The organism is Streptomyces sp. TLI_171, from assembly GCF_003610255.1.
GTDB lineage: Bacteria > Actinomycetota > Actinomycetes > Streptomycetales > Streptomycetaceae > Kitasatospora.
The window spans coordinates 951,774-970,543 of sequence record NZ_RAPS01000001.1 but is presented as its reverse complement, the minus strand read 5'-3'; the positions used below and the strand labels follow the sequence as shown (position 1 = coordinate 970,543).

The window sequence follows — 18,770 nt, the reverse complement described above, 5'->3', positions numbered from 1 at the left end:
TCGTACGTGCCCGCCGTGATGCTACCCGGGCTGCCGGGGCCGCTGACCAGCGGGATACTCGAACAGACGTTGAACTCTGCGGAGGTGAGAGCGATGCCCGCGACCGCTGCCGGTACGCCGCGACCGAGCCTGATCCGTCAACTGACCGCCTGGGTGACCGCCAAGCACAACACGTCGCTGGTCTTCCTGCTGGGGCTGTCGCTGGGCCTCGGCCTGGTCGCGGCGCAGGTCACCCAACTCTGGTTGCTGGTCGTGTTCTCGGTGGTGTGGGGAGTCACCATCGCCGCGTTCGTGGCCCAGTTCTGGGGGCGGCACGAGGTCGCCCACCCGCGCCACCCCGGCCCCCGGCACGCCTGAGCCACGAACGCGCGGGGCGCCGTCAGCTGCCCGACCACACGGTGGTGATGTTGCAGAACTCGCGGATGCCGTGGCCGGACAGCTCCCGGCCGTAGCCGGAGCGCCCGACCCCGCCGAACGGGAACGCCGGGTGCGAGGCGGTCATCCCGTTGAAGAACACCCCGCCGGCGTGCAGGTCCCGCACGCAGCGCTCGCGGTCGGCCTGCTCGCTCGTCCAGACGTTGGAACTCAGGCCGAACGGCGAGTCGTTCGCGACCGCCACCGCCTCGTCCAGGTCGGCGACCCGGTAGACGGTGGCGACCGGGCCGAACGCCTCCTCGCGGTGGATCCGCATCCGGGGCGTGACGCCGCTCAGCACCGTCGGCAGGTAGTACCAGCCGCCCGCCAGCGCCGGGTCGTCCGGGCGGCCGCCGCCGCACTCGGCGGTCGCGCCGAGCGCCACCGCGTCGGTGACCAGCTCCTCCAGGTCGGTGCGGCCCTGCTCGGTGGCCAGCGGGCCGACCTCGGTGCCCTCCGCCATCGGGTCGCCGACCGTCAGCGCCCGCATCCGCGCGGTGAACCCGGCCAGGAACTCCTCGTACACGTCCGTGTGCACGATGAAGCGCTTGGCGGCGATGCAGGACTGGCCGTTGTTCTGCACCCGGGCCGTGACCGCCCGGGCGACCGCGGCCGGCACGTCCGCCGAGGGCAGCACCAGGAACGGGTCACTGCCGCCGAGCTCCAGCACGGTCTTCTTCACCTCGTCGCCGGCCACCGAGGCCACCGACCGGCCCGCGCCCTCGCTGCCGGTCAGCGTCACCGCCGCGACCCGCTCGTCCCGGATCACCGCCTCCACCGCTCCCGATCCGATCAGCAGGGTCTGGAAGCACCCCTGCGGGAACCCGGCGCGGGTGAACAGCTCCTCCAGCGCCAGCGCGGTGCGCGGCACGTTCGAGGCGTGCTTCAGCAGGCCCACGTTGCCCGCCATCAGGGCCGGCGCGGCGAACCGCACCACCTGCCAGAACGGGAAGTTCCAGGGCATCACCGCCAGCACCGGCCCCAGCGGCCGGTAGCGGACGAACGCCGACACCCCGCCGGAGTCCGCCACGTCCTCCTTCGCCGGGTGCTCGTCGGCGAGCAGCGCCTCCGCCCGGTCCGCGTACCAGCGCATCGCCTTCGCGCACTTCGCGGCCTCGGCCCGGGCCTGCGCCAGCGGCTTGCCCATCTCCAGCGTCATGGTCCGCGCGACCTGCTCGTTGGCCTGCTCCAGCAGCTCGGCCGCGCGGTGCATCAGCTCGCGGCGGTGCGCGAACGGGGTCAGCCGCCAGGACTCGAACGCCGACCGGGCGCGGGCCAGCCGGCTCTCCACGGCGGCGTCGTCCAGCGGTTCGAAGACCTCGACGGTCCGGCCGTCGGCCGGGTTGACGGTGGCGATGGCCATCAGGCCACTCCCTCCTCGGATGCCGCCCGGCCATCCGGGCGGGGGGCGGTCATCGAGGGGAGCGAGGAGGTGGAGACAGGAATCGAACCTATGTGCGCGGCTCTGCAAGCCGCTGCCTCGCCTCTCGGCCACTCCACCGGGCTCCCTCGCGTGCCTCACAAGCTAGCAGCGGGAAATCCGGAAACCGGAACGCGACCCACCCGTCTGCCGGGTGAATCACCGAACCTGACGGACGATCAGCCGACGATCGGCCCGCGGTGCGCGGGGACCGGCCGATCGGCGGCGCTCCCCGGCTAGGCTGGAGAACGTGCAGATCGACGACCTGAAGCGGCTCCGCAAGGCCCGCGACGCCATGGACCGGGACTACGCCGAACCCCTCGACGTGGCCGCCCTCGCCAAGGTCGCCCTGATGTCGGTCGGCCACTTCCAGCGCAGCTTCCGGGCCGCGTACGGGGAGACCCCGTACAGCTACCTGATGACCCGCCGGATCGAGCGGGCCAAGACGCTGCTGCGGCGCGGCGACCTGTCCGTCACCGAGGTCTGCATGGCCGTCGGCTGTACGTCGCTGGGCTCGTTCAGCACCCGCTTCACCGAACTGGTCGGCGAGAGCCCGAGCGCCTACCGGGCCCGCGACCACAGCGGTTCGGAGCACATCACGGCCTGCGTGGCGATGTACCTGACCCGGCCGATCCGCGGCACCGACACCGGCCGGCCCGGGGCCGGGGAGGGGTCGGTCAGGAACGGAGAAGCGGAGCGCCCCGCCGGTCAGTAGCGTCTGGGGCATGGACATCAAGCTCTCGCAGTGCTTCATCGCCGTCGACGACCACGACGCCGCGCTCGGTTTCTACCGCGACGCCCTCGGCCTGGAGGTGCGCAACGACGTCGGTTTCGAGGGGATGCGCTGGGTCACCCTCGGCTCGCCGACCCAGCCCGAGGTCGAGGTCGTGCTGGAACCCCCGGTCGCCGACCCGGGCGCCACCGACGCCGACCGCCAGGCCGCCGCCGAACTGCTCGCCAAGGGCCTGCTGCGCGCCGTCAACTTCCGCACCGCGGACTGCGACGCCACCTTCGAGAAGATCCGCTCCTCCGGCGCCGACGTGCTGCAGGAGCCGATGGACCAGCCGTACGGCGTCCGCGACTGCGCGTTCCGCGACCCGGCGGGCAACATGGTCCGCTTCGCCCAGCCCCGGAAGTAACGCCCCCTCATCGCGACGAGCGCCGCCCGGTGGCCCGTGCCGGGCGGCGCTCGCGCGCGCGGTCCTGACCCGGACTCAGCCCGCGATCAACGGGTAGTGGTCCGACAGGTCGGTGTAGGTGTACGACGTGCCCCAGCTGCTGACCGTCCACGGCGCGCTGTGGAAGCGGTGCACCGTGTTGGTGTACTGCTGCGGGCGGGCGTGGTCGGCGCGGTACAGCACGTAGTCCAGGTCCTCCTTCGGCTCGCCCGGGTAGCGGTAGGCGGCGATCGAGTTGTCGACGGTGTCGAAGGAGTTGGTCCAGCCGTCCCGGGTGGTGGCCGGGGCGAGGTCGCCGTTGGCGAGCATCGCCGGGTACTCGCCGCCGTGCGAGTCCACGTTCAGGTCGCCGGCCAGCACGATCGGCTCGTTCGCCGGGATCTGCTTGGCGTCCAGGAACGCCTTCATCGCCTGCAGTTGCTTCGCCCGGTCCGCCGCGGCCTCGCCGCTTCCGCAGCCCGAGTCGGTGGACTGCAGGTGGGTGCCGACCACGTGGGTGCGCTGCCCGTTCACGTCGAGCTGGGCGTAGACGAAGCCCTTGTTGGACCACCAGTCGGAGCCGCACGCGTCCTTGAACACGTACTGCTCCTTGCGCAGGATCGGCCACTTGGAGAGCAGCAGCACGCCGCCGTCCTCCGGGGTGGTGCTGCGGTAGCTGCCCGAGGTGGCGTCCCAGCCGCCGGTGGACCGGCCGACCACCGGCGTGTGGTACGGGTACGCGCCCGAAGCCTTGGCGACCAGCGCGTCCGAGGCGCTGTTGTCGAAGGCCTCCTGCAGGACCACCACGTCGTGGCCCTGGAAGAAGTCCGCGCCGGCGATGGCCTGCGCCCGGTACGACTGACCCCAGTTCGGGTACAGCGAGGTGCTCATCAGGAAGGTGTTGTAGCTGAGCACGTTCAGCGGGGCGACGGTGACCGGCGCGCTCTCGGCGCGGGCCGCGACCTGAGGGGTCGTCACCAGGGCTGCGGCGGCCGTGAGTACGGCGGCCAGGCGGGCGGTACGAGGGGTGGTCATGAAGGCTCCGAGGGTGGGAGGCGGTCGATGTTGGCCAGTCAACTCGGGGGTTCGTGACGGGGACAAGACAGCGGACGGCGGCTCGGTGAACTCGGCCGAAACACCGCTACCGGCCAGTAGGGCGTGGCCGGATCGAGGACTGTCAACCGGCGGTTGACAGTGCCTGACTGTCAACCTAAGGTTGCCTCATGGCTGACACCTCCGGAACGAACCCCTCCATCCGGCTCGACGACCTGATCGAGGGCATCAAGAAGACCTACCCCGAGGCGCTGGACCAGCTGTCCAACGCCGTCCTGGTCGCCGACCACCTCGGCGACGTCGCCGACCACCTGATCGGCCACTTCGTCGACCAGGCCCGCCGCTCCGGCGCGTCCTGGACCGACATCGGCCACAGCATGGGCGTCACCCGGCAGGCCGCCCAGAAGCGCTTCGTCCCCAAGGACCCGGGCGAGGTCACCGAGATCGACACCGCGCAGGGCTTCAACCGCTTCACCACCCGCGCCCGCCACGTGGTGGTCACCTCCCACCAGGCCGCCAAGGACACCGGCAGCCCCGAGATCCGCAGCGAGCACCTGGTCCTCGGCCTGCTCGCCGAACCGGAGGGCCTCGCGGCCCTCTACATCACCGGCCGCGGCATCACCCTGGACGACGTCCGCGAGGCCGCGCTCGCCGCCCTTCCGCCCGCCGCCGCGGACGTTCCCGCCCTCATCCCCTACGACGCCGGCGCCAAGAAGGTCCTCGAACTCTCCATGCGCGAGGCCCTCCGGCTCGGCCACAACTACGTCGGCACCGAGCACCTGCTGCTCGCCCTGCTCGAACACGAGGCCGGCAGCGGCGTGCTCACCGGCCTCGGCCTCGACAAGGCCGCCACCGAGGCCGCCGTCCTCGAAACCCTCGCCCAACTCACCCCGAGGCCTGACACACCGGCCGAGCGACCCCGCGGCGGCGGGCCCGCCCAGGACGGGAGCGGGCCCACCGCCGCGGCCTGCCGTCCGCACCGCGAAACCCGGTTGACGGTGGATCACCCGGACCGGTTCGCTGGCGCCGTGACCGAACTGCGCATCGAACGGCCGGTCGGCGAGGAGACGCTCGCCGACTGGCAGTACATCCACAACGTGATCATCCCGACCGACCCGCTCTCGCTGGACCAGGTCCGCGAGCGGTCCGGCCGGTACCACCTGGAGGTGGCCTACCTCGGGGAGCTGGCCGTCGGGTGCAGCACGGTGCGGCCGGCCGACGAGGAGTCGGACGGCGCCGCGACGGTGATCGCGCGGGTGCTGCCCGGGTACCGGCGGCAGGGCTACGGGGCGCAGCTGTGGCGGCGCGGCCTCGCGCAGGCCCGCGCATGGGGCGCGCAGACGGTGCAGACGGTGGTGCTGGAGAGCAACGGCGACGGGCTGGAGTTCGCGCTGCGGCGCGGCTTCACCGAGACCGACCGGTACGTGCTGGACGGCGACACCGTCGGCTACGTCGAGCTGCGCCGGCCGGCCGCGGAAGGGGCGGACCAGTGACGCCGCGGATCGAAGGGCCGCTGCTGGAAGGGCGGTTGGTCCGGCTGGAGCCGCTGGAGCGGCGGCACGCCGACGAGCTGGCGGAGGCCGCCGAGGAGCACCGGGACAGCTTCGGATTCACCTGGGTGCCGCGCGCGGAAGAGGTCCCCGCCTACATCGCGGCGCAGCACGAGCGGGTCGCCACCGGCCGGCTCGCCCCGTACGCGCAGATCTCGCGGGCGACCGGGCGGGCGGTCGGCGCGACCGCGTTCTGGGACCCGCGCTACCAGCCGGACGGCGAGACGCTGTTCGCGGTCGAGGTCGGCTTCACCTGGCTGGCGGCGTCCGCGCAGGGCACCGGGATCAACGCCGAGGCGAAGCTGCTGCTGTTCCAACACGCCTTCGAACAGTGGGGCGTGGGCCGGGTGGACCTGAAGACCGATGCGCGCAACGCCCGTTCGCGGGCCGCGATCGCCGCCGTCGGGGCGCGCTTCGAGGGCGTGCTCCGCAACTGGTCGCGCTCCTGGGCGCCCGGTGAGGACGGCAGGCTGCGGGACTCGGCGATCTTCTCGATCGTCGACAGCGAGTGGCCGCAGACCAAGGCCGCCCTCCAGGAGCGGGTCGCCCGCTACGGGAAGTGACGGACGGTCCGTCACCTCGCGTGCGGGGGCGGCGGGTTGGCCGGTCCGGGCGGCGGCGGGGGAGCGCCGCCCATTCCGGTCGGCTTGCCGGACGGGGCTTTCTGCGGTGCCAAGCTGGTCCTCCTCCGGTCCGGCGGCGCCCCCTGCGGCACCGCCACTGCGGTTACCGACTGGGTTCCCGCCCCGGGCCGGGCCCACGCCCCGCCGGTCGCGGCCCGATGTCCGGGTCAGCTTCGGTCGGTGGCCGCCCACTGGTGGGCGGCGCCCTGGTGGAGGGCGGCGTAGACCCGGTCGCGGAGGGTGTTGGCGTCGGCGTCGGTGAGGGTGCGCTGCAGGTGGCGCAGGACCACCTTGACCAGCAGGTTGTGCTGGTCGGGGCGGGCGCCGAGGCGGGCGAGGGCCTGCGGGGGCAGCTCGCGGCAGGGCGTGTCGGCGAGGATCTCGACCGTCTCCACGCAGTCGGCGTCCGGGCCGAGGGAGTCGCGGACCCGGTCGCCGAGGTCCTCGGCCAGGTCGGCGCCGTCCACCGCGATCGACAGGTCGCGGCGGATCGCGGGCAGCGCCGACACCGGCCGGTAGGGGGCCAGGTCGGTGAGCTGCGCGGCCACCGCCGGGTCGGTGGAGCGCAGGACGCGGATGTCCGGGATGCCCTTGAGCAGCATCAGCATCCGGTCCAGGCCCATGCCCAGCGCCAGCCCGCTCCACTCGGGGCCGAGCCCGGCCCGCTCCAGCACCCGCGGATGGGCCAGCCCGCACTCGGCGACCTCCACCCACTCCCGGCCCGCCGCGACGTCGAGTTGACGCCCCGCCAGGGTGTACGGGTGGACGCGGTCCTCGGTGCGGTACGCCCGGCCCGGCAGCAGGGCGTCCGCGAGCACGGCGATCATCTCGGTGAGGTCGGCCGGCCCGGCCGGGAGCGGACGGCGCGTCAGGTACCACAGGTCCAGCTGGTGCGGGGTGCCGGTGTGCAGGCGGTCGATGCTGTCGCGCCGGTAGACCAGGCCGGGGCAGACCAGCAGGACGGCCGCCGGGGCGTCCGGGGACGAGGCGAGGGCGCGCAGCGCGCCCGGGACCAGGGCGCTGGAGTGACTGCGCAGCATCCGGCCGGCGTCGACGTACCGGGTGTAGCGGGCGTCCCGGGTGACGTCGTCGGTGCGGTAGTTGAGGTGGTCGTAGTTGTCGGCGACGGTCACCACCCGCTCGCCGCGGTGCACCCGTACCCGGCAGTCCCAGTGCCGGGCCAGGGCGTCCACGGCGCGGCCGAGGACGAGTTGCAGGGCGTGCGGGCCGGCCGCCGGATCGGTCAGGTCGCGGACGGCCAGATCACGGGCCAACTGCTCGGCGGAGAGCGGACGGGAAGACGGCGAAGCGGACGGAGCGGGAGAGGAAGCAGGAACGGACATGACGGCCTCCGGGCCACGGTGGGGGAGAAGAGGGGGACAACGACACCCCCCGGCCCCTGGGCACGACCTGCCGACCGGGACCGACCCGCTCGGCCGGAGACTCCTCTACCGGCGTGGCGAAACCCGACCCCTGCGGCACCCATCGGGAGCCGGGGGGCCGGTAAATCGGCGAGAGATCGCTACGACGGCCACGCCCCGAGTCTAAGCACCCCGACCCGGTCGGCGGCAACCGCCTTTTCGCACCGGGCCGTCTCGGGGCGGGCCGGTAGGCTCGGCGACCTCGGTGACGGCACGGGAGGGCGCAAGGTGACGGCGGGCGGCGAGGTCGGGCAGGCGTACGACGCGGTGGCAGAGCTGTACGCCACCCTGTTCAAGGGCGAACTCGCGGCCAGAGAGGACGAGTTGGCGCTGATCAGGCAGCTGGTGGCGGCCCCGGCGGTGGCCGGGCGCGGGTTGCCCGTCGGCGACCTCGGCTGCGGGCCGGGCGAGGCCACCGCCCTGCTGAGCGGGCTCGGCGTCCGCGCCTTCGGCCTGGACCTCTCGGCCGGCATGCTGGCCCAGGCCCGGCGGGCGTTCCCCGCCGAGGGCTTCGTCCGCGGCTCGCTGCTCGCCCTGCCGCTCGCCGACCGGAGCCTGGGCGCCGTACTGGCCCGCTACTCGCTGATCCACCTGCCGCCCGGGCGCCTTCCGCACGCGCTCGCCGAACTGCGCCGCGTGCTGGCCCCCGGCGGGCTGCTGCTCACCGGCTTCTTCGCCGCCGACCGCGCCGTCGGCGAGCCCGTCGCCTTCGACCACAAGGTCGCCACCGCCCGGCGCTGGCCCGTCGACACCTTCGCCGCCCTGCTGCACGACGCGGGCTTCACCGAGACCGCGCGCACCGTCCGCGACCCCGCCCCGGGCGAGCGCTTCCCGCAGGCGGCGCTGCTGGCGGCCGCCCGCTGAGCGGACCGGCCGCGACTGTCGCAGGCAGGGGCCATGCTGGGGGCATGGACGACGAGGACGAACTGCTGCTGCGGGGCCGGGTCTACGGCGCCGACCACGACGACCCGGGCCCGCGCCCGGGGCGGGCCTACCGCGAGCTGTGCGGCGGCCCGCTCGACGGGCTGCTCCTCGACGTGACCGGCTGGGACGCCGAGCAGCTCGCCGACGGCGCCGCGCTGCCCACCGAGCTGAGCCGCTTCGGCGGCGGCGGCCGCGCCCACTACGAACCGAGGCCCGCCGACCCGGGCCGGTGGGACTGGGCCGGCGACACCCAGTAGCGTCCGGCGCGGGGGATCGAATCGCGGCCACGGGGCAGACTCCGGCGGAGCGGACCGGACGACGGAGGTGGGCGGGTGAGCGGGACGAGTGCGCTGTGGTGGACCGTGGCGGCGGTGGTGCTGGCGGCGACGCTGGCCGCGGCGGTCGTCCTGGTGGTCAAACTGGTGCGGACCAAGCGGCTGTTGACCGACACCGGCATCCCGATGTCGAAGAAGGTGCTGTTCTGGGCGGCCATCGCCTACCTGGTCTGCCCGGTGGACCTGCTGCCCGATCCGGTCCTGTTCGACGACCTCGGGGTGCTGCTGCTGGCCCTGCGCTCCCTCAACAAGGCGGTACCGCGCGCCGCCCGCCGGGAACCGGACGGGCGCCCTTGATCGTCCATGGACAGCATGACTGACAACACGTTAGGACGACGAGGACTCCTCCGGACGGCGGTCGCGGGGGCCGCCCTCCTGCCGGTGGCCGGGGCCGCCGGCGCCGCGAGCGCCGACCAGCCGCAGCCCCGGCCGCCGGGCGGCGGGGGCGAGACGGTGTTCAGCTGGCTGGGCAACAGCGGGTGGCGGATCGAGGGCAACGGGAAGACCGTGCTGTTCGACCCGTACCTCACCAGGTTCCCGACCAACGGCTTCGACGCGAAGACCCCGCTCACCGTCGCCACCGACCTGGTCGACCGGCACATCGGCGAACCGGACCTGGTGCTGGTCAGCCACAGCCACTGGGACCACTTCAATGACGTCCCGCACATCGCGAGGAGCCGGGGCGTCCCGGTCGTCGGGACGGCCACCACCTGCTACCTGCTGCAGGCGATGGGCGTGGACCCCGGACAGCTGATCGTGGTGAAGGGCGGCGAGTTCCTCGACTTCGGGGGCTTCACCGTCCAGGTGGCGGCGAGCCTGCACAGCCGCAACGCCAAGCACCGCTACTGGGCGCCCGGCACGCTCACCGCCCCGCCCGCGAAGCCGCCGGCGACGATCGGCGAACTCCCCGAGGGCGACACGCTGGCCTTCCAGGTCCGCCTCGGTGACGGGCCGTCAGCCCTGCTGACGGGCGCCAGCGACTTCGTCGAGCACAACCTGGCCGGCCTGCGCCCCGACCTCGCGATGCTCGCCGTCGAGAGCACCGCCCGCGCCACCTACCGCTACGTCCCCCGGATCCTCCAGGCGCTCGACTTCCCGCGCACGGTGATCCCCGTGCACTGGGACGACTTCGAGTCCCCGATCACCGCCCCGGCCGTGCAGGACCGCACGATGGACCTCGACGGCCTCACCGCCCAGGTCCGCGAACTCTCCCCGCACACCCGCCTGATCCGCCCGGAGCACCTCCAGCCGCTGCACCTGCGGGCCTGACGGCCCGTCGGTTCAGAGCGACCAGCCGCGCGGGCGCATCATGGTGGAGAGCCCGAGCGCGTGGCGCACCGCGCCGTCGGGGTCCATCGCCGCGTGGTCCGCATCGCGGGCCGCGGCGACGGTCCGGAGCAGGTCGCGGTCCAGACCGGCGGCGATCTGCCAGCGAGCGGCCGCGTCGCGGTGGGCGTCGAGCACCCGGCCGAACTCCCGCTCCGCGCCCGGGGGAGGGGTCAGACGCCCGAGGCCCTCGGTCAGCTGCTGCTCGGCGGCGGCCATCTGCACGGTCCAGTCGTGGAGCGCGTCCGGACCGGCCGATGTGCGCTCGTCGACGGCCAGCGAGGAGACCTCGTCGTACCGGTCGACGGCATCGAGGTAGCCCCGCTGGGCGTCGGTGAGCGGCGCCCCGGGCGTCCGCTGGGAGGTGGTGACCGGGCCGTTGTGCGCGGCCAGGTAGCAGGTGGCGAGCGGACGGTGCGTCAGGTCCTGGTCCGCGGGCGGCACGCTGATGTAGCCGATCCACGGCGGCAGGGCCCAGTAGTCCGGCACGTACGCGGTGAACGCCGGGCTGCAGGCCGTCGCGGCGGCCAGTTCCGGGTCGTGGTACGGGTCCTGCTCGGGGCCGATGGCGACCTGCCCGGCCACCTCGCCGTGGTGCGGGTCCGTGCAGGAGGCGGGGAGCACCGTGCGCAGGTCCGTCCCGTGCTCGGTGAAGCAGGCGCCGACGGGCAGCGAGGCCAGCGGAACGGGGTGTTCCAGCTGCGAGCGGACCAGGGCGACCAGCGCGCTCGCGGCCAGCACCAGGGCGAACCCGACCGCCAGGGTGCGGCGCAGCCGGCGCGGCGGGCGGATCCGGTGCACGTCGGCGGGAACGACGGGGACGGTGGTGAGCGACTGGGACACGGTGGGTGAGCACTCCGACGGCGCGACGGGCCAAGGTCGGCAGACCCTACCGCACGGTTTCGGCGGCAGGTCAGTCGACCCAGCCGCGACGGTGGGCCTGCCAGCCGAGTTGGATGCGGGTGTCGGCGCGGGCCAGGGCCATCAGGCGGCTGATGCGGCGCTGGACGGTGCGCAGGCCCAGGTTGAGCTGCTTGGCCACGGCGGGGTCGGTGGCGCCGGAGAGCAGCAGGGCGAGGATGCGGCGGTCGGTCTCGTCGGGGTCGCCGGCGGGGACGGGGCCGACGGCGAGGGCGGCTCCGGTGCGGCCCAGCGGGTGGGCCCACTCCCAGGTCTGCTCGAACAGCACGGTGAGGACGGTGACCAGGGCGGGCGCGCGCACCACCAGGGCGACCGGGTCGGTGGTGGAGGCGGTGAGCGGGACGAGCGCCAGCGACCGGTCCGCGATGATCAGCTTGGTCGGGACGTTCTCCACCACCCGGATCTGCTGCTGACGGTCCATCGCCTCGAACAGCGGTCGGGCCGCGCCGGGTTCGTCCAGGGCCCGGCGCTCCAGCACCACCCGGTAGGCGACGCCGCGCGCCACGGCGGCGCTCTCCGCGCCCGTCTCGTCGGCGGCCACCACCTGGTGACGGCCGGTCACCAGGGCCAGCAGCTCCCGTTCCGCGCCGGCCTGCAACTGGGCGACCCGGTGGCTGACCGCGGCCCGGCCGCCGACCACCTCGATCAGGTCGCGGTGCGCCCGGCCCTCGCCCGAACTCGCCGAGCGGTACGCCTCGGTGAGCATCGACGCGGTCAGCTCGGCCTCCCGCAGGGCGTGCCGCTGCCCGGTGAGCAGCGCCTCCAGGGCGACGGCCGGGGGAGCGGCGGTGAAGCGGCGGGCGGCGTCGGGGGCGACCAGCCCGGCGGCCTGCAGGAGTTCGAGCGAGCCGGTGGCCACCGGGCCGCAGCGGGCGGCCAGTTCGGCGCGGGTCGCCGGGCCGTGGGCCACCAGGTGGGTGTAGATCCGCTCGGCGTGCTCGTCCAGACCTATCGCCGCCAGCATCCGCGCTCCGTTCGCCGCACCGAGGATCCGCCGCCGCCGGCCGACCGGGCGGAGCCGCGCATCCCCGCGACGCACCGTCGGTTCGCACCGGACGGACCCCGGTGGCGGTTTGCCGCCGGGCGGTGATCCGCCAGCGCACATCATGACCGGTCAGCCCGGTTTTCTGCCAGGCTCACCCGCCATGACCCCGACCCTGGAGGCGTCCATGACATTGTCGGCGCGCATACGCGGCGCGATGGCACTGGCGGCGGCGGGCATCCTCGCCACCGGCATGCTCACCTCGACCGCCCAGGCATCCGCCGCCCCGCCCGGCGGCTCCGCCACCGCTCTGACGGGACGGCAGAGCGCCGCCCCGCGCACCGTCACCCTGGTCACCGGCGACCGGGTGCAGGTCACCACCGGCGCCGACGGCCGTACCGCCGTCACCGTGCTGCCCGACGAGCACGGCGACGTCCCGCTGACCTTCACCCAGCAGGAGAACGGCGACCAGTACGTCCTCCCGCAGCGGGCCTCCGCCGCGCTCGCCGCCGGCACTGTCGACCGCGGCCTGTTCAACGTCAGCGCGCTGCTCCGGCAGGGCTACGACGACACGAGCGCCAAGACCCTGCCGCTGATCGCCACCTACCGGGACGCGCGGGCCGCCGACGCCAGCCCGCAGCTGCGCGCCCGGGCGGCCGGCACCCAGCAGCTGAAGGCCGTCGACGGCGTCGCGTTCAAGCCCGCCAAGGACGCCGCCGCCCGCACCTGGGACCAGCTGATCGGCCCGGACGGCCGGGGCCGCGACGGACTGGCCAAGCTGTGGCTGGACCGCAAGGTACGGGCCGCGAACGACGCCGAGACCCAGCAGATCGGCGCCCCCGCCGCCTGGGCGGCCGGGCTCGGCGGACAGGGCGTCAAGGTCGCCGTCCTCGACACCGGCATCGACGACCAGCACCCCGACCTGACCGGACAGGTCGACGCCCGGCGCAACTTCACCGCCGACACCGTCGACGAGGACGTCCACGACGCCGTCGGCCACGGCACCTTCGTCGCCTCCGAGATCGCCGGCACCGGCAAGGCCTCCGGCGGCGCCGAGCGCGGCGTCGCCGACCAGGCCCGGCTGCTGGTCGGCAAGGTCCTCGACGACGGCGGCTCCGGCACCGACTCGCAGATCATCGCGGGCATGCAGTGGGCCGCCGACGCCGGCGCCGACGTGGTGTCGATGTCCCTCGGCAGCGCCGAACCCAGCGACTGCACCGACCCGATGTCGACCGCCGCCCAGCGGATCGCCGAACAGTCCAAGGCGCTGTTCGTGGTCGCCGCCGGCAACCTCGGCAGCTACCAGTCCGTCAGCTCGCCCGGCTGCGCGCCCGCCGTGCTGACCGTCGGCGCGGTCGACGCGAAGGACGCCACCGCCGCCTTCTCCTCGCACGGCTCCGTCACCGGCGCCCACACCCTCAAGCCGGAGATCGCCGCCCCCGGCGTCGACGTCAAGGGCGCCGCCGCCGGGGGCCGCGGCATCTACGCCTACACCGGCATGTCCGGCACCTCGATGGCCACCCCGCTGGTCGCCGGCACCGCCGCCCTGGTCAAGCAGCGCCACCCCGAGTGGGGCGCCGCGCAGATCAAGGCCGCGCTGGTCTCCTCCGCGCTGCCCACCGTCCCCGGCGACGTCCAGCAGGTCGGCGCGGGCCGGCTGCGCGCCGACGCGGCCACCACCCAGCGGGTGCTCGGCGCGCCCGCCGTCGGCTTCGGCGACTTCGCCTGGCCGCAGCAGAAGTCCGACACCCGCACCGTCCAACTCCCGTACACCAACACCGGCGAGCAGCCCGTCACGCTGAAGCTGGCCGTCCAGCGCACCGACGGCGACGACGACTCCGCCGTCAAGGCCAAGGCCGTGCGGCTCGGCGCCGACAAGGTCACCGTCCCGGCCGGGTCCACCGTGCAGGTGCCGCTCACCCTCGACCCGACCGCCCGCCTGACGGGCGGTCAGTCCGGCGACCTCACCGGCCGGGTGGTGGCCACCGCCCAGGACGGCAGCACCGTCGCCACCCCGTTCAACGCCTACGTCGAACCCGAGACGCTCGCCGTCCGGGTCAAGCTGATCGACCGCGACGGCCGGCCCGCCGCCGCCGACGCCGGCACCAGCATCACCATGGTCGACCTCGGCCAGGCCACCGGCAGCCGCCGGGCCCCCGACGCCAACGGCGAGATCGTCTACCGCCTGCGGCCCGGCGCCTACTCACTGAGCGGCTACGTGGTCACCCCCGACCGGCGCGACACCACCGGGGAGGCCTCGCCTAAGGCCGTGACCGCGCTCGCCGAGCCCGAGATCCAGCTCAGCAAGGACACCGTGCTGACCCTGGACGCCCGCAAGGCCGAGAAGATCGAGGTGCAGGCCGACCGCGACCTGCGGGTCCGCAACGCAGTGCTGGAACTCGGCCGCTGGTGGGGCGACAAGTGGGTGGACTCCACCGGCGTGCGCACCGGCCTGCTGCCCGTCGAACTCTCCGCCTGGGGCGCCGGGAAGGCCCGCACCGGCGGCTTCGAGTTCGCCAGCTACCTGCGCCTGGCCGCCCCCGAGGTGGTGCTGAAGGGCGCCGGCCTCACCCTGGAGCCGCACTACGCGCAGTACGCCGACGAGGCGCACCTGCCCGCCACCGGCAGCGCCGCGCTGACCGCCGTCGCCGACCTCGGCGCGCTCGCCGGCGCCGACGTCAAGGGCAAGCTGGTGCTGCTCCCCGACGACGGCACCTCGCAGCGCACCGTCTCCACCGAGGCGAAGAACGCGGGCGCCGTCGGCGTGCTGACGTACCGCCAGGTCCCGGGCGTGTTCGCCAAGAACGACATCAGCCTGGACGCCCCCGTGCTGCCCGTCACCGCCGAGCAGGCCGCCGCGCTGACCGCCGCCCTCGGCAAGGGCGCCGTCACCCTGAACTGGGCCTCCGCCCCCGACAGCCCGTACGTCTACAACCTGGCGTTCCACGACGGCGGTTCGATCGGCGGCAAGCAGCGCCACACCGTCCGCGACCGCGACCTGGCCGCCGTCACCGAGAACTGGCACAGCCTCGGCACGCCCGTCCGGATGAGCGACTACACCAGCGTCGAACGCCCGTGGAACCCGTACACCGCCACCGCGGTCGGTCAGGGCCTGGTGGCCACCCCGGGCGCCCGCACCGCGTACTACACCGCCGACGACACCACCTGGCTGCACGACGCGCAGAGCAGCTGGCCGTTCAACGAGTTCATGCAGGACCTGCCGCGCCGTTACCAGGCCGGGCAGCAGCGCACCGAGGACTGGTACGGGGGCGTGCTGCGGCCCACTGCGGGCCGGGACGCCGACGGGAAGCCGCTGCTGATCGGCGAACGGCAGGCCGACCTGATCGGCGTCGACTTCAGCCGCTCGCTGTGGGGCGACGGCAACGCCGACCACACCGGCAGCATGGCCTACTTCGGCGACCTCGGGGCCGTCGAACTGCTCAGCGGCGGCAGCTCGCTGGGCCGCTCCTGGTACGGGCCGTTCAACGTCTGGGAGATCCCGGCCGCCGCCCAGGACTACACCCTGGTGGTCGAGCAGCAGCGGTTCTACCACCGCGACCTGTGGCAGCGCTCCACCGCCGTCCGCACCGAGTTCGGCTTCCGCTCGGCGAACGACCCGGCCGCCTACTCGCAGTCCCTGCCGCTGCTGTTCCCCGACTACCGGCTCGACCTGGACGGCAACAACACCGCCCCGGCCGGACCGGTCCGGATCGGCCTCGCCGCCACCGGCCAGGCGGGGTACGCCCCCGGCCCGCTGACCGACGCCCGGCTGTCCTACTCCTACGACGACGGCGCCACCTGGACGGACGCCGCGGTCGGCGCCGACCGGACCGCCCTGCTCGACCACACCGGCGCGAGCGGGAAGACCGTCACCCTGCGCATCACGCTGGCGTCGGCCGACGGCGCCACCGTCACCCAGACCGTCACCGACGCCTACGGGGTGCGCTGACCGGCCCGGTGCGACACGGGGCGGGCGGCCGGGAGGGGCACCTCCCGGCCGCCCGCCCGCATCCACGGGCCCCGGCGGGTCGACGGCGGGTCAGCCGGCGAACCGCCTCCACTTCCCCTCGGAGACCACCTCCACCGCGCCGTCGACCACCTTGAGCGCGGTGTCGTCGTCGATGGCGTACGCCGGGTTGCCGAGGCCGGCCGCCCAGCGCTCCGCCTCGGCCATGGTGTTCTCCGGCAGGTCGGGGTGGTCCAGGTGCGGGAAGATCGAGAAGTCGACCCGGCCGAGGGTGCGGTCGCCGCCCGCCGGGGGCTGCCACTCCACGAACTCCGGGCCGATCCGCGGCGTCATCACCATGCTCCCGGCGCTCAGCCCGGCCCAGACCAGCCCCGGCAGCGAGGGCAGCAGCTCCGCCAGCCCGGACTCCCGCATCCAGTGCGCCAGGTACAGCGCGTCGCCGCCGTTCACCAGCAGCACGTCCGCCTCCCGCACCCAGGGGACCCAGCGCTCCGGGCCGATGCTGGGGAGCGCGGTGAGCTCCAGCACGCCCAGCGAGGCCCACCCCAGCTCGCACATCGGGGTGCTGGACTCGCCGGTGACGAAGCGCCGGATCCCGGCCGGGGTGACCATCGGGTGCCCGTACCCGGCGGTGGGGACGGCCAGCGCGCGGGACTCCTCGATCGGCTTGCCCAGCAGGTCGACCAGCGCGCTGCGGATGCTCGGGTTCTTGACGCCCGCGGACGTGAGCAGAAGTTTCATGCGGCCTCCCATGTCGGCTCCCCGGCCAAGGGTGGCACCCGCCGCCGACAACCCGGGCCGGCCGCTCAGCGCCCGGGGTGGCGGACCAGCAGGACGGCCTCGACCTCGCCGTCCAGCGCCCGGTAGCTGTGCGGGGCGTCGGCGGCCCAGGTGTGGTGGTCACCCGGGCCGAGCAGGGCGGGTGACCCGGCGTCACCCGCGCGGGCGGTGCCGGCCAGCACGGTCAACTGCTCGGTGGTGCCCGGGGTGTGCGGGGCGGAGTGCTGGACGCCGCCCGGGCGGATCCGGATCCGGTAGGTCTCGGTGACGGCGTCGACGCCCTCGAAGCGGTCCAGCAGGACGGCGTCCAGGACCCGGCCGGAGACGTCCGAACGCCGGTCGGCGGCAGCGGAGTCGGCGACGGGCAGGGCGGCGCTCAGCGGCAGGCCGAGGGCGGTGGTCAGCGCGTACAGGGTCTCCAGGGTGGGGTTGCGGACGCCCGCCTCCAGACCGGAGAGGGTGGCCTTGCCGAGGCCGGAGCGCCGGGCCAGCTCGGAGAGCGAGAGGCCGCGGGCGGTGCGCAGCTCGCGCAGCCGCACGCCGACCCGGGCGGACAGCTCGGCCCCGGCGCGCTGCGGCGGGGCGGCGGAAGTCGGTTGATCGGCGGCTCGCATGCGGTCTATCGTTCCACGAACAGAACGTTCCGTAAATGGAACGCCGATTCCCCCTGCCCCCAGGAGCCACCGTGGACCCGACGACGAGCCTCCCCGCCCGCAGCGCCCAGGTCGCCGCCGCCCTCGCCGCGGCCGGGATCCCCGGCCCGGTCCGGCAGCTCGCCGACTCCGCCCGCACCGCGGCCGAGGCGGCCGCCGCGCTCGGCTGCGAGGTCGGCGCGATCGCCAACAGCCTGGTCTTCCACTCCGACGGCGAACCCGTCCTGGTCCTCACCAGCGGCCGCCACCGGGTCGACACCGCCGCCCTGGCCGCCCGCTGGGGCCGCGGCCCGCTGCTGCGCGCCACCCCCGAGCAGGTCCGCGCCGCCACCGGGCAGGCCATCGGCGGCGTCGCCCCCACCGGCCACCCGCGCCCGCTGCCCACCGTCGTCGACCAGGCCCTCACCGACTACCCGCAGGTGTGGGCGGCCGCCGGCACCCCGCACACCGTCTTCCCGACCACCGCCGCCGACCTCCTCCGCCTCACCGGCGGCACCCTGCTCCCGGTCACCGGCTGACTCCTGTCCACCCCCCGCCCCCCGACGACCGGTCGGGCTGCCCTCGGCCGCTGGTCGTACCCGCCGCCCGGACGGATCCTCCGGGCGGCGTACGAAGCCGGGGCGCGCACGGTGAACCATGTGGGGACGGCGACCACGGAGGGGTGCATGCGGCGGAGAACAGTGCTGGGGCTGGGCGCGTGCGGGGTGATCGGCGCGACGGGTGCGGCAGCCGTCCGGGCGGTCGGCGGTCCGGACGAGCTGGGCTCCCGGGTCGCGAACGAGCGCCAACTGGCCGGGACCGGTTCGAGCTACGTCTCCACGGGTGTGCGCACCGAGCGGGCGCCGGTGGCGGCGGTGACCGACTGGCTGGGCCCGGTGGAGGCGGTGCACTGGGTCCTGGAGGGGCCCGGCTCCGCCCACCGCCCGCTGCACCCCGGCGACCGCGAGCTGTACCTGCTGGCCCGCGTCCCGCCGGACCGGTTCGAGGACCTGTTCCGGGGCCGCCGGCTGACGGCGGCGGATCCGTTGGTTTTTCGCGACCACGACCGGCCGGTGGCCGACGGCCGCCCGCCGCACGCCCTGGCCGCGTTCGCGCCGCGCACCCCGGACTGGGTGGCCGTCCAGGCGTACCCGCCGCCGGGCCTCGCCGACAGCCTCGGCGCCCGGTTCGACCGCGCCTCCGGGACGGTGTACCTGCACGCGAGCGAGCCGCACGCCGTGATCGCGTAGCGCCCGGCCCGGAGC

General features: G+C 74.5%; 19 protein-coding genes, 1 tRNA gene and 1 pseudogene. 13 read left to right on the top strand and 8 right to left on the bottom strand.

All coding sequences use genetic code 11. The annotated features are described in order from the left end of the window. Nucleotides 1–93 precede the first annotated feature (93 nt). On the top strand, nt 94–357 hold the full coding sequence (locus BX266_RS04465; RefSeq protein WP_099897621.1) for a hypothetical protein: 264 nt from the start codon (nt 94–96) through the stop codon (nt 355–357). 22 nt (nt 358–379) lie between these two features. Here the strand turns inward: BX266_RS04465 and BX266_RS04460 are convergent, their stop codons facing one another. Both BX266_RS04460 and BX266_RS04455 read right to left on the bottom strand, forming a co-directional pair. Next, entirely contained in the window at nt 380–1,777 is a 1,398-nt protein-coding gene (locus BX266_RS04460) for an NADP-dependent succinic semialdehyde dehydrogenase (RefSeq protein ID WP_099897620.1), read from the bottom strand. 67 nt (nt 1,778–1,844) lie between these two features. Beyond that, nucleotides 1,845–1,915, bottom strand: a tRNA-Cys gene (locus tag BX266_RS04455). Nucleotides 1,916–2,129: 214 nt separating this feature from the next. Between BX266_RS04455 and BX266_RS04450 the strand changes: the two genes are divergently transcribed. Both BX266_RS04450 and BX266_RS04445 read left to right on the top strand, forming a co-directional pair. Continuing rightward, nucleotides 2,130–2,549: a helix-turn-helix transcriptional regulator gene (locus BX266_RS04450; protein WP_099907385.1), complete on the top strand. Its 420-nt coding sequence runs from the start codon at nt 2,130–2,132 to the stop codon at nt 2,547–2,549. Between the two features lie 10 nt (nt 2,550–2,559). Further along, nucleotides 2,560–2,973, top strand: a complete 414-nt coding sequence (locus BX266_RS04445) for a VOC family protein (protein ID WP_099897619.1) — start codon at nt 2,560–2,562, stop codon at nt 2,971–2,973. 75 nt (nt 2,974–3,048) lie between these two features. Here the strand turns inward: BX266_RS04445 and sph are convergent, their stop codons facing one another. After that, complete coding sequence (gene sph / locus BX266_RS04440; RefSeq protein ID WP_099897618.1) at nt 3,049–4,026, bottom strand: sphingomyelin phosphodiesterase; 978 nt, start codon at nt 4,024–4,026, stop codon at nt 3,049–3,051. Nucleotides 4,027–4,214: 188 nt separating this feature from the next. Here sph and BX266_RS39695 point away from each other — a divergent pair. The 3 genes and pseudogenes from BX266_RS39695 to BX266_RS04430 form a co-directional block, all read left to right on the top strand. Further along, nucleotides 4,215–4,940, top strand: a pseudogene (locus tag BX266_RS39695) (Clp protease N-terminal domain-containing protein); the annotation flags it as partial. A 102-nt stretch (nt 4,941–5,042) separates the two neighbouring features. Then, nucleotides 5,043–5,537: a GNAT family N-acetyltransferase gene (locus BX266_RS39690; protein WP_259465047.1), complete on the top strand. Its 495-nt coding sequence runs from the start codon at nt 5,043–5,045 to the stop codon at nt 5,535–5,537. Next, nucleotides 5,534–6,157, top strand: a complete 624-nt coding sequence (locus BX266_RS04430) for a GNAT family N-acetyltransferase (RefSeq protein ID WP_099897616.1) — start codon at nt 5,534–5,536, stop codon at nt 6,155–6,157. The genes BX266_RS39690 and BX266_RS04430 overlap by 4 nt, the downstream gene beginning before the upstream one ends. Before the next feature lie 227 nt (nt 6,158–6,384). Here BX266_RS04430 and BX266_RS04425 read toward each other — a convergent pair whose 3' ends face one another. Further along, the gene (locus BX266_RS04425) at nt 6,385–7,560 is read right to left on the bottom strand and encodes a hypothetical protein (RefSeq protein WP_099897615.1); all 1,176 of its coding nucleotides are present in this window, start codon (nt 7,558–7,560) and stop codon (nt 6,385–6,387) included. 306 nt (nt 7,561–7,866) lie between these two features. On the opposite strand from BX266_RS04425, the gene BX266_RS04420 reads away from it, so the two are divergent. The 4 genes from BX266_RS04420 (at nt 7,867) to BX266_RS04405 (ending at nt 10,166) form a co-directional block, all read left to right on the top strand. Then, on the top strand, nt 7,867–8,502 hold the full coding sequence (locus BX266_RS04420) for a class I SAM-dependent methyltransferase (protein ID WP_099897614.1): 636 nt from the start codon (nt 7,867–7,869) through the stop codon (nt 8,500–8,502). Nucleotides 8,503–8,546: 44 nt separating this feature from the next. Beyond that, nucleotides 8,547–8,819 carry a hypothetical protein gene (locus BX266_RS04415; protein WP_099897613.1) on the top strand — a complete coding sequence of 91 codons (273 nt, stop codon included), beginning with the start codon at nt 8,547–8,549 and terminating at the stop codon, nt 8,817–8,819. Between the two features lie 75 nt (nt 8,820–8,894). Further along, nucleotides 8,895–9,194 carry a YkvA family protein gene (locus tag BX266_RS04410; protein WP_259464536.1) on the top strand — a complete coding sequence of 100 codons (300 nt, stop codon included), beginning with the start codon at nt 8,895–8,897 and terminating at the stop codon, nt 9,192–9,194. 6 nt (nt 9,195–9,200) lie between these two features. Continuing rightward, entirely contained in the window at nt 9,201–10,166 is a 966-nt protein-coding gene (locus BX266_RS04405) for an MBL fold metallo-hydrolase (RefSeq protein ID WP_259464535.1), read from the top strand. 12 nt (nt 10,167–10,178) lie between these two features. Here BX266_RS04405 and BX266_RS04400 read toward each other — a convergent pair whose 3' ends face one another. Together BX266_RS04400 and BX266_RS04395 are read right to left on the bottom strand one after the other, a co-directional pair. Further along, a complete protein-coding gene (locus BX266_RS04400) occupies nt 10,179–11,066 on the bottom strand; it encodes a hypothetical protein (RefSeq protein ID WP_099897612.1) in 888 nt (295 codons plus the stop codon). Between the two features lie 70 nt (nt 11,067–11,136). Beyond that, the gene (locus BX266_RS04395; RefSeq protein WP_099897611.1) at nt 11,137–12,108 is read right to left on the bottom strand and encodes a hypothetical protein; all 972 of its coding nucleotides are present in this window, start codon (nt 12,106–12,108) and stop codon (nt 11,137–11,139) included. A gap of 181 nt (nt 12,109–12,289) precedes the next feature. Here BX266_RS04395 and BX266_RS04390 point away from each other — a divergent pair, with 181 nt between their 5' ends. Then, the gene (locus BX266_RS04390) at nt 12,290–16,075 is read left to right on the top strand and encodes a S8 family serine peptidase (protein WP_259464534.1); all 3,786 of its coding nucleotides are present in this window, start codon (nt 12,290–12,292) and stop codon (nt 16,073–16,075) included. Nucleotides 16,076–16,165: 90 nt separating this feature from the next. Here the strand turns inward: BX266_RS04390 and BX266_RS04385 are convergent, their stop codons facing one another. Together BX266_RS04385 and BX266_RS04380 are read right to left on the bottom strand one after the other, a co-directional pair. After that, nucleotides 16,166–16,834: a Type 1 glutamine amidotransferase-like domain-containing protein gene (locus BX266_RS04385; protein ID WP_099897610.1), complete on the bottom strand. Its 669-nt coding sequence runs from the start codon at nt 16,832–16,834 to the stop codon at nt 16,166–16,168. A 65-nt stretch (nt 16,835–16,899) separates the two neighbouring features. Continuing rightward, nucleotides 16,900–17,487 (bottom strand): helix-turn-helix domain-containing protein, encoded by a 588-nt coding sequence (locus BX266_RS04380; protein WP_099897609.1) that lies wholly within the window; start codon nt 17,485–17,487, stop codon nt 16,900–16,902. Between the two features lie 35 nt (nt 17,488–17,522). Here BX266_RS04380 and BX266_RS04375 point away from each other — a divergent pair, with 35 nt between their 5' ends. After that, a complete protein-coding gene (locus BX266_RS04375) occupies nt 17,523–18,044 on the top strand; it encodes a YbaK/EbsC family protein (RefSeq protein WP_099897608.1) in 522 nt (173 codons plus the stop codon). 147 nt (nt 18,045–18,191) lie between these two features. After that, nucleotides 18,192–18,755 (top strand): hypothetical protein, encoded by a 564-nt coding sequence (locus tag BX266_RS04370; RefSeq protein ID WP_143686859.1) that lies wholly within the window; start codon nt 18,192–18,194, stop codon nt 18,753–18,755. Nucleotides 18,756–18,770: the final 15 nt, after the last annotated feature.

Bases quoted from the DNA above. Each gene is read 5' to 3' on its own strand.
- BX266_RS04380 (WP_099897609.1), bottom strand. From the start codon at position 17,487: ATGCGAGCCGCCGATCAACCGACTTCCGCCGCCCCGCCGCAGCGCGCC.
- BX266_RS04415 (WP_099897613.1), top strand. From the start codon at position 8,547: ATGGACGACGAGGACGAACTGCTGCTGCGGGGCCGGGTCTACGGCGCC.
- BX266_RS04460 (WP_099897620.1), bottom strand. From the start codon at position 1,777: ATGGCCATCGCCACCGTCAACCCGGCCGACGGCCGGACCGTCGAGGTC.
- sph (WP_099897618.1), bottom strand. From the start codon at position 4,026: ATGACCACCCCTCGTACCGCCCGCCTGGCCGCCGTACTCACGGCCGCC.
- BX266_RS04375 (WP_099897608.1), top strand. From the start codon at position 17,523: ATGGAACGCCGATTCCCCCTGCCCCCAGGAGCCACCGTGGACCCGACG.
- BX266_RS04425 (WP_099897615.1), bottom strand. From the start codon at position 7,560: ATGTCCGTTCCTGCTTCCTCTCCCGCTCCGTCCGCTTCGCCGTCTTCC.
- BX266_RS04390 (WP_259464534.1), top strand. From the start codon at position 12,290: ATGACCCCGACCCTGGAGGCGTCCATGACATTGTCGGCGCGCATACGC.
- BX266_RS04405 (WP_259464535.1), top strand. From the start codon at position 9,201: ATGGACAGCATGACTGACAACACGTTAGGACGACGAGGACTCCTCCGG.
- BX266_RS04370 (WP_143686859.1), top strand. From the start codon at position 18,192: ATGCGGCGGAGAACAGTGCTGGGGCTGGGCGCGTGCGGGGTGATCGGC.
- BX266_RS04445 (WP_099897619.1), top strand. From the start codon at position 2,560: ATGGACATCAAGCTCTCGCAGTGCTTCATCGCCGTCGACGACCACGAC.
- BX266_RS04465 (WP_099897621.1), top strand. From the start codon at position 94: ATGCCCGCGACCGCTGCCGGTACGCCGCGACCGAGCCTGATCCGTCAA.
- BX266_RS04385 (WP_099897610.1), bottom strand. From the start codon at position 16,834: ATGAAACTTCTGCTCACGTCCGCGGGCGTCAAGAACCCGAGCATCCGC.
- BX266_RS04450 (WP_099907385.1), top strand. From the start codon at position 2,130: ATGGACCGGGACTACGCCGAACCCCTCGACGTGGCCGCCCTCGCCAAG.
- BX266_RS04395 (WP_099897611.1), bottom strand. From the start codon at position 12,108: ATGCTGGCGGCGATAGGTCTGGACGAGCACGCCGAGCGGATCTACACC.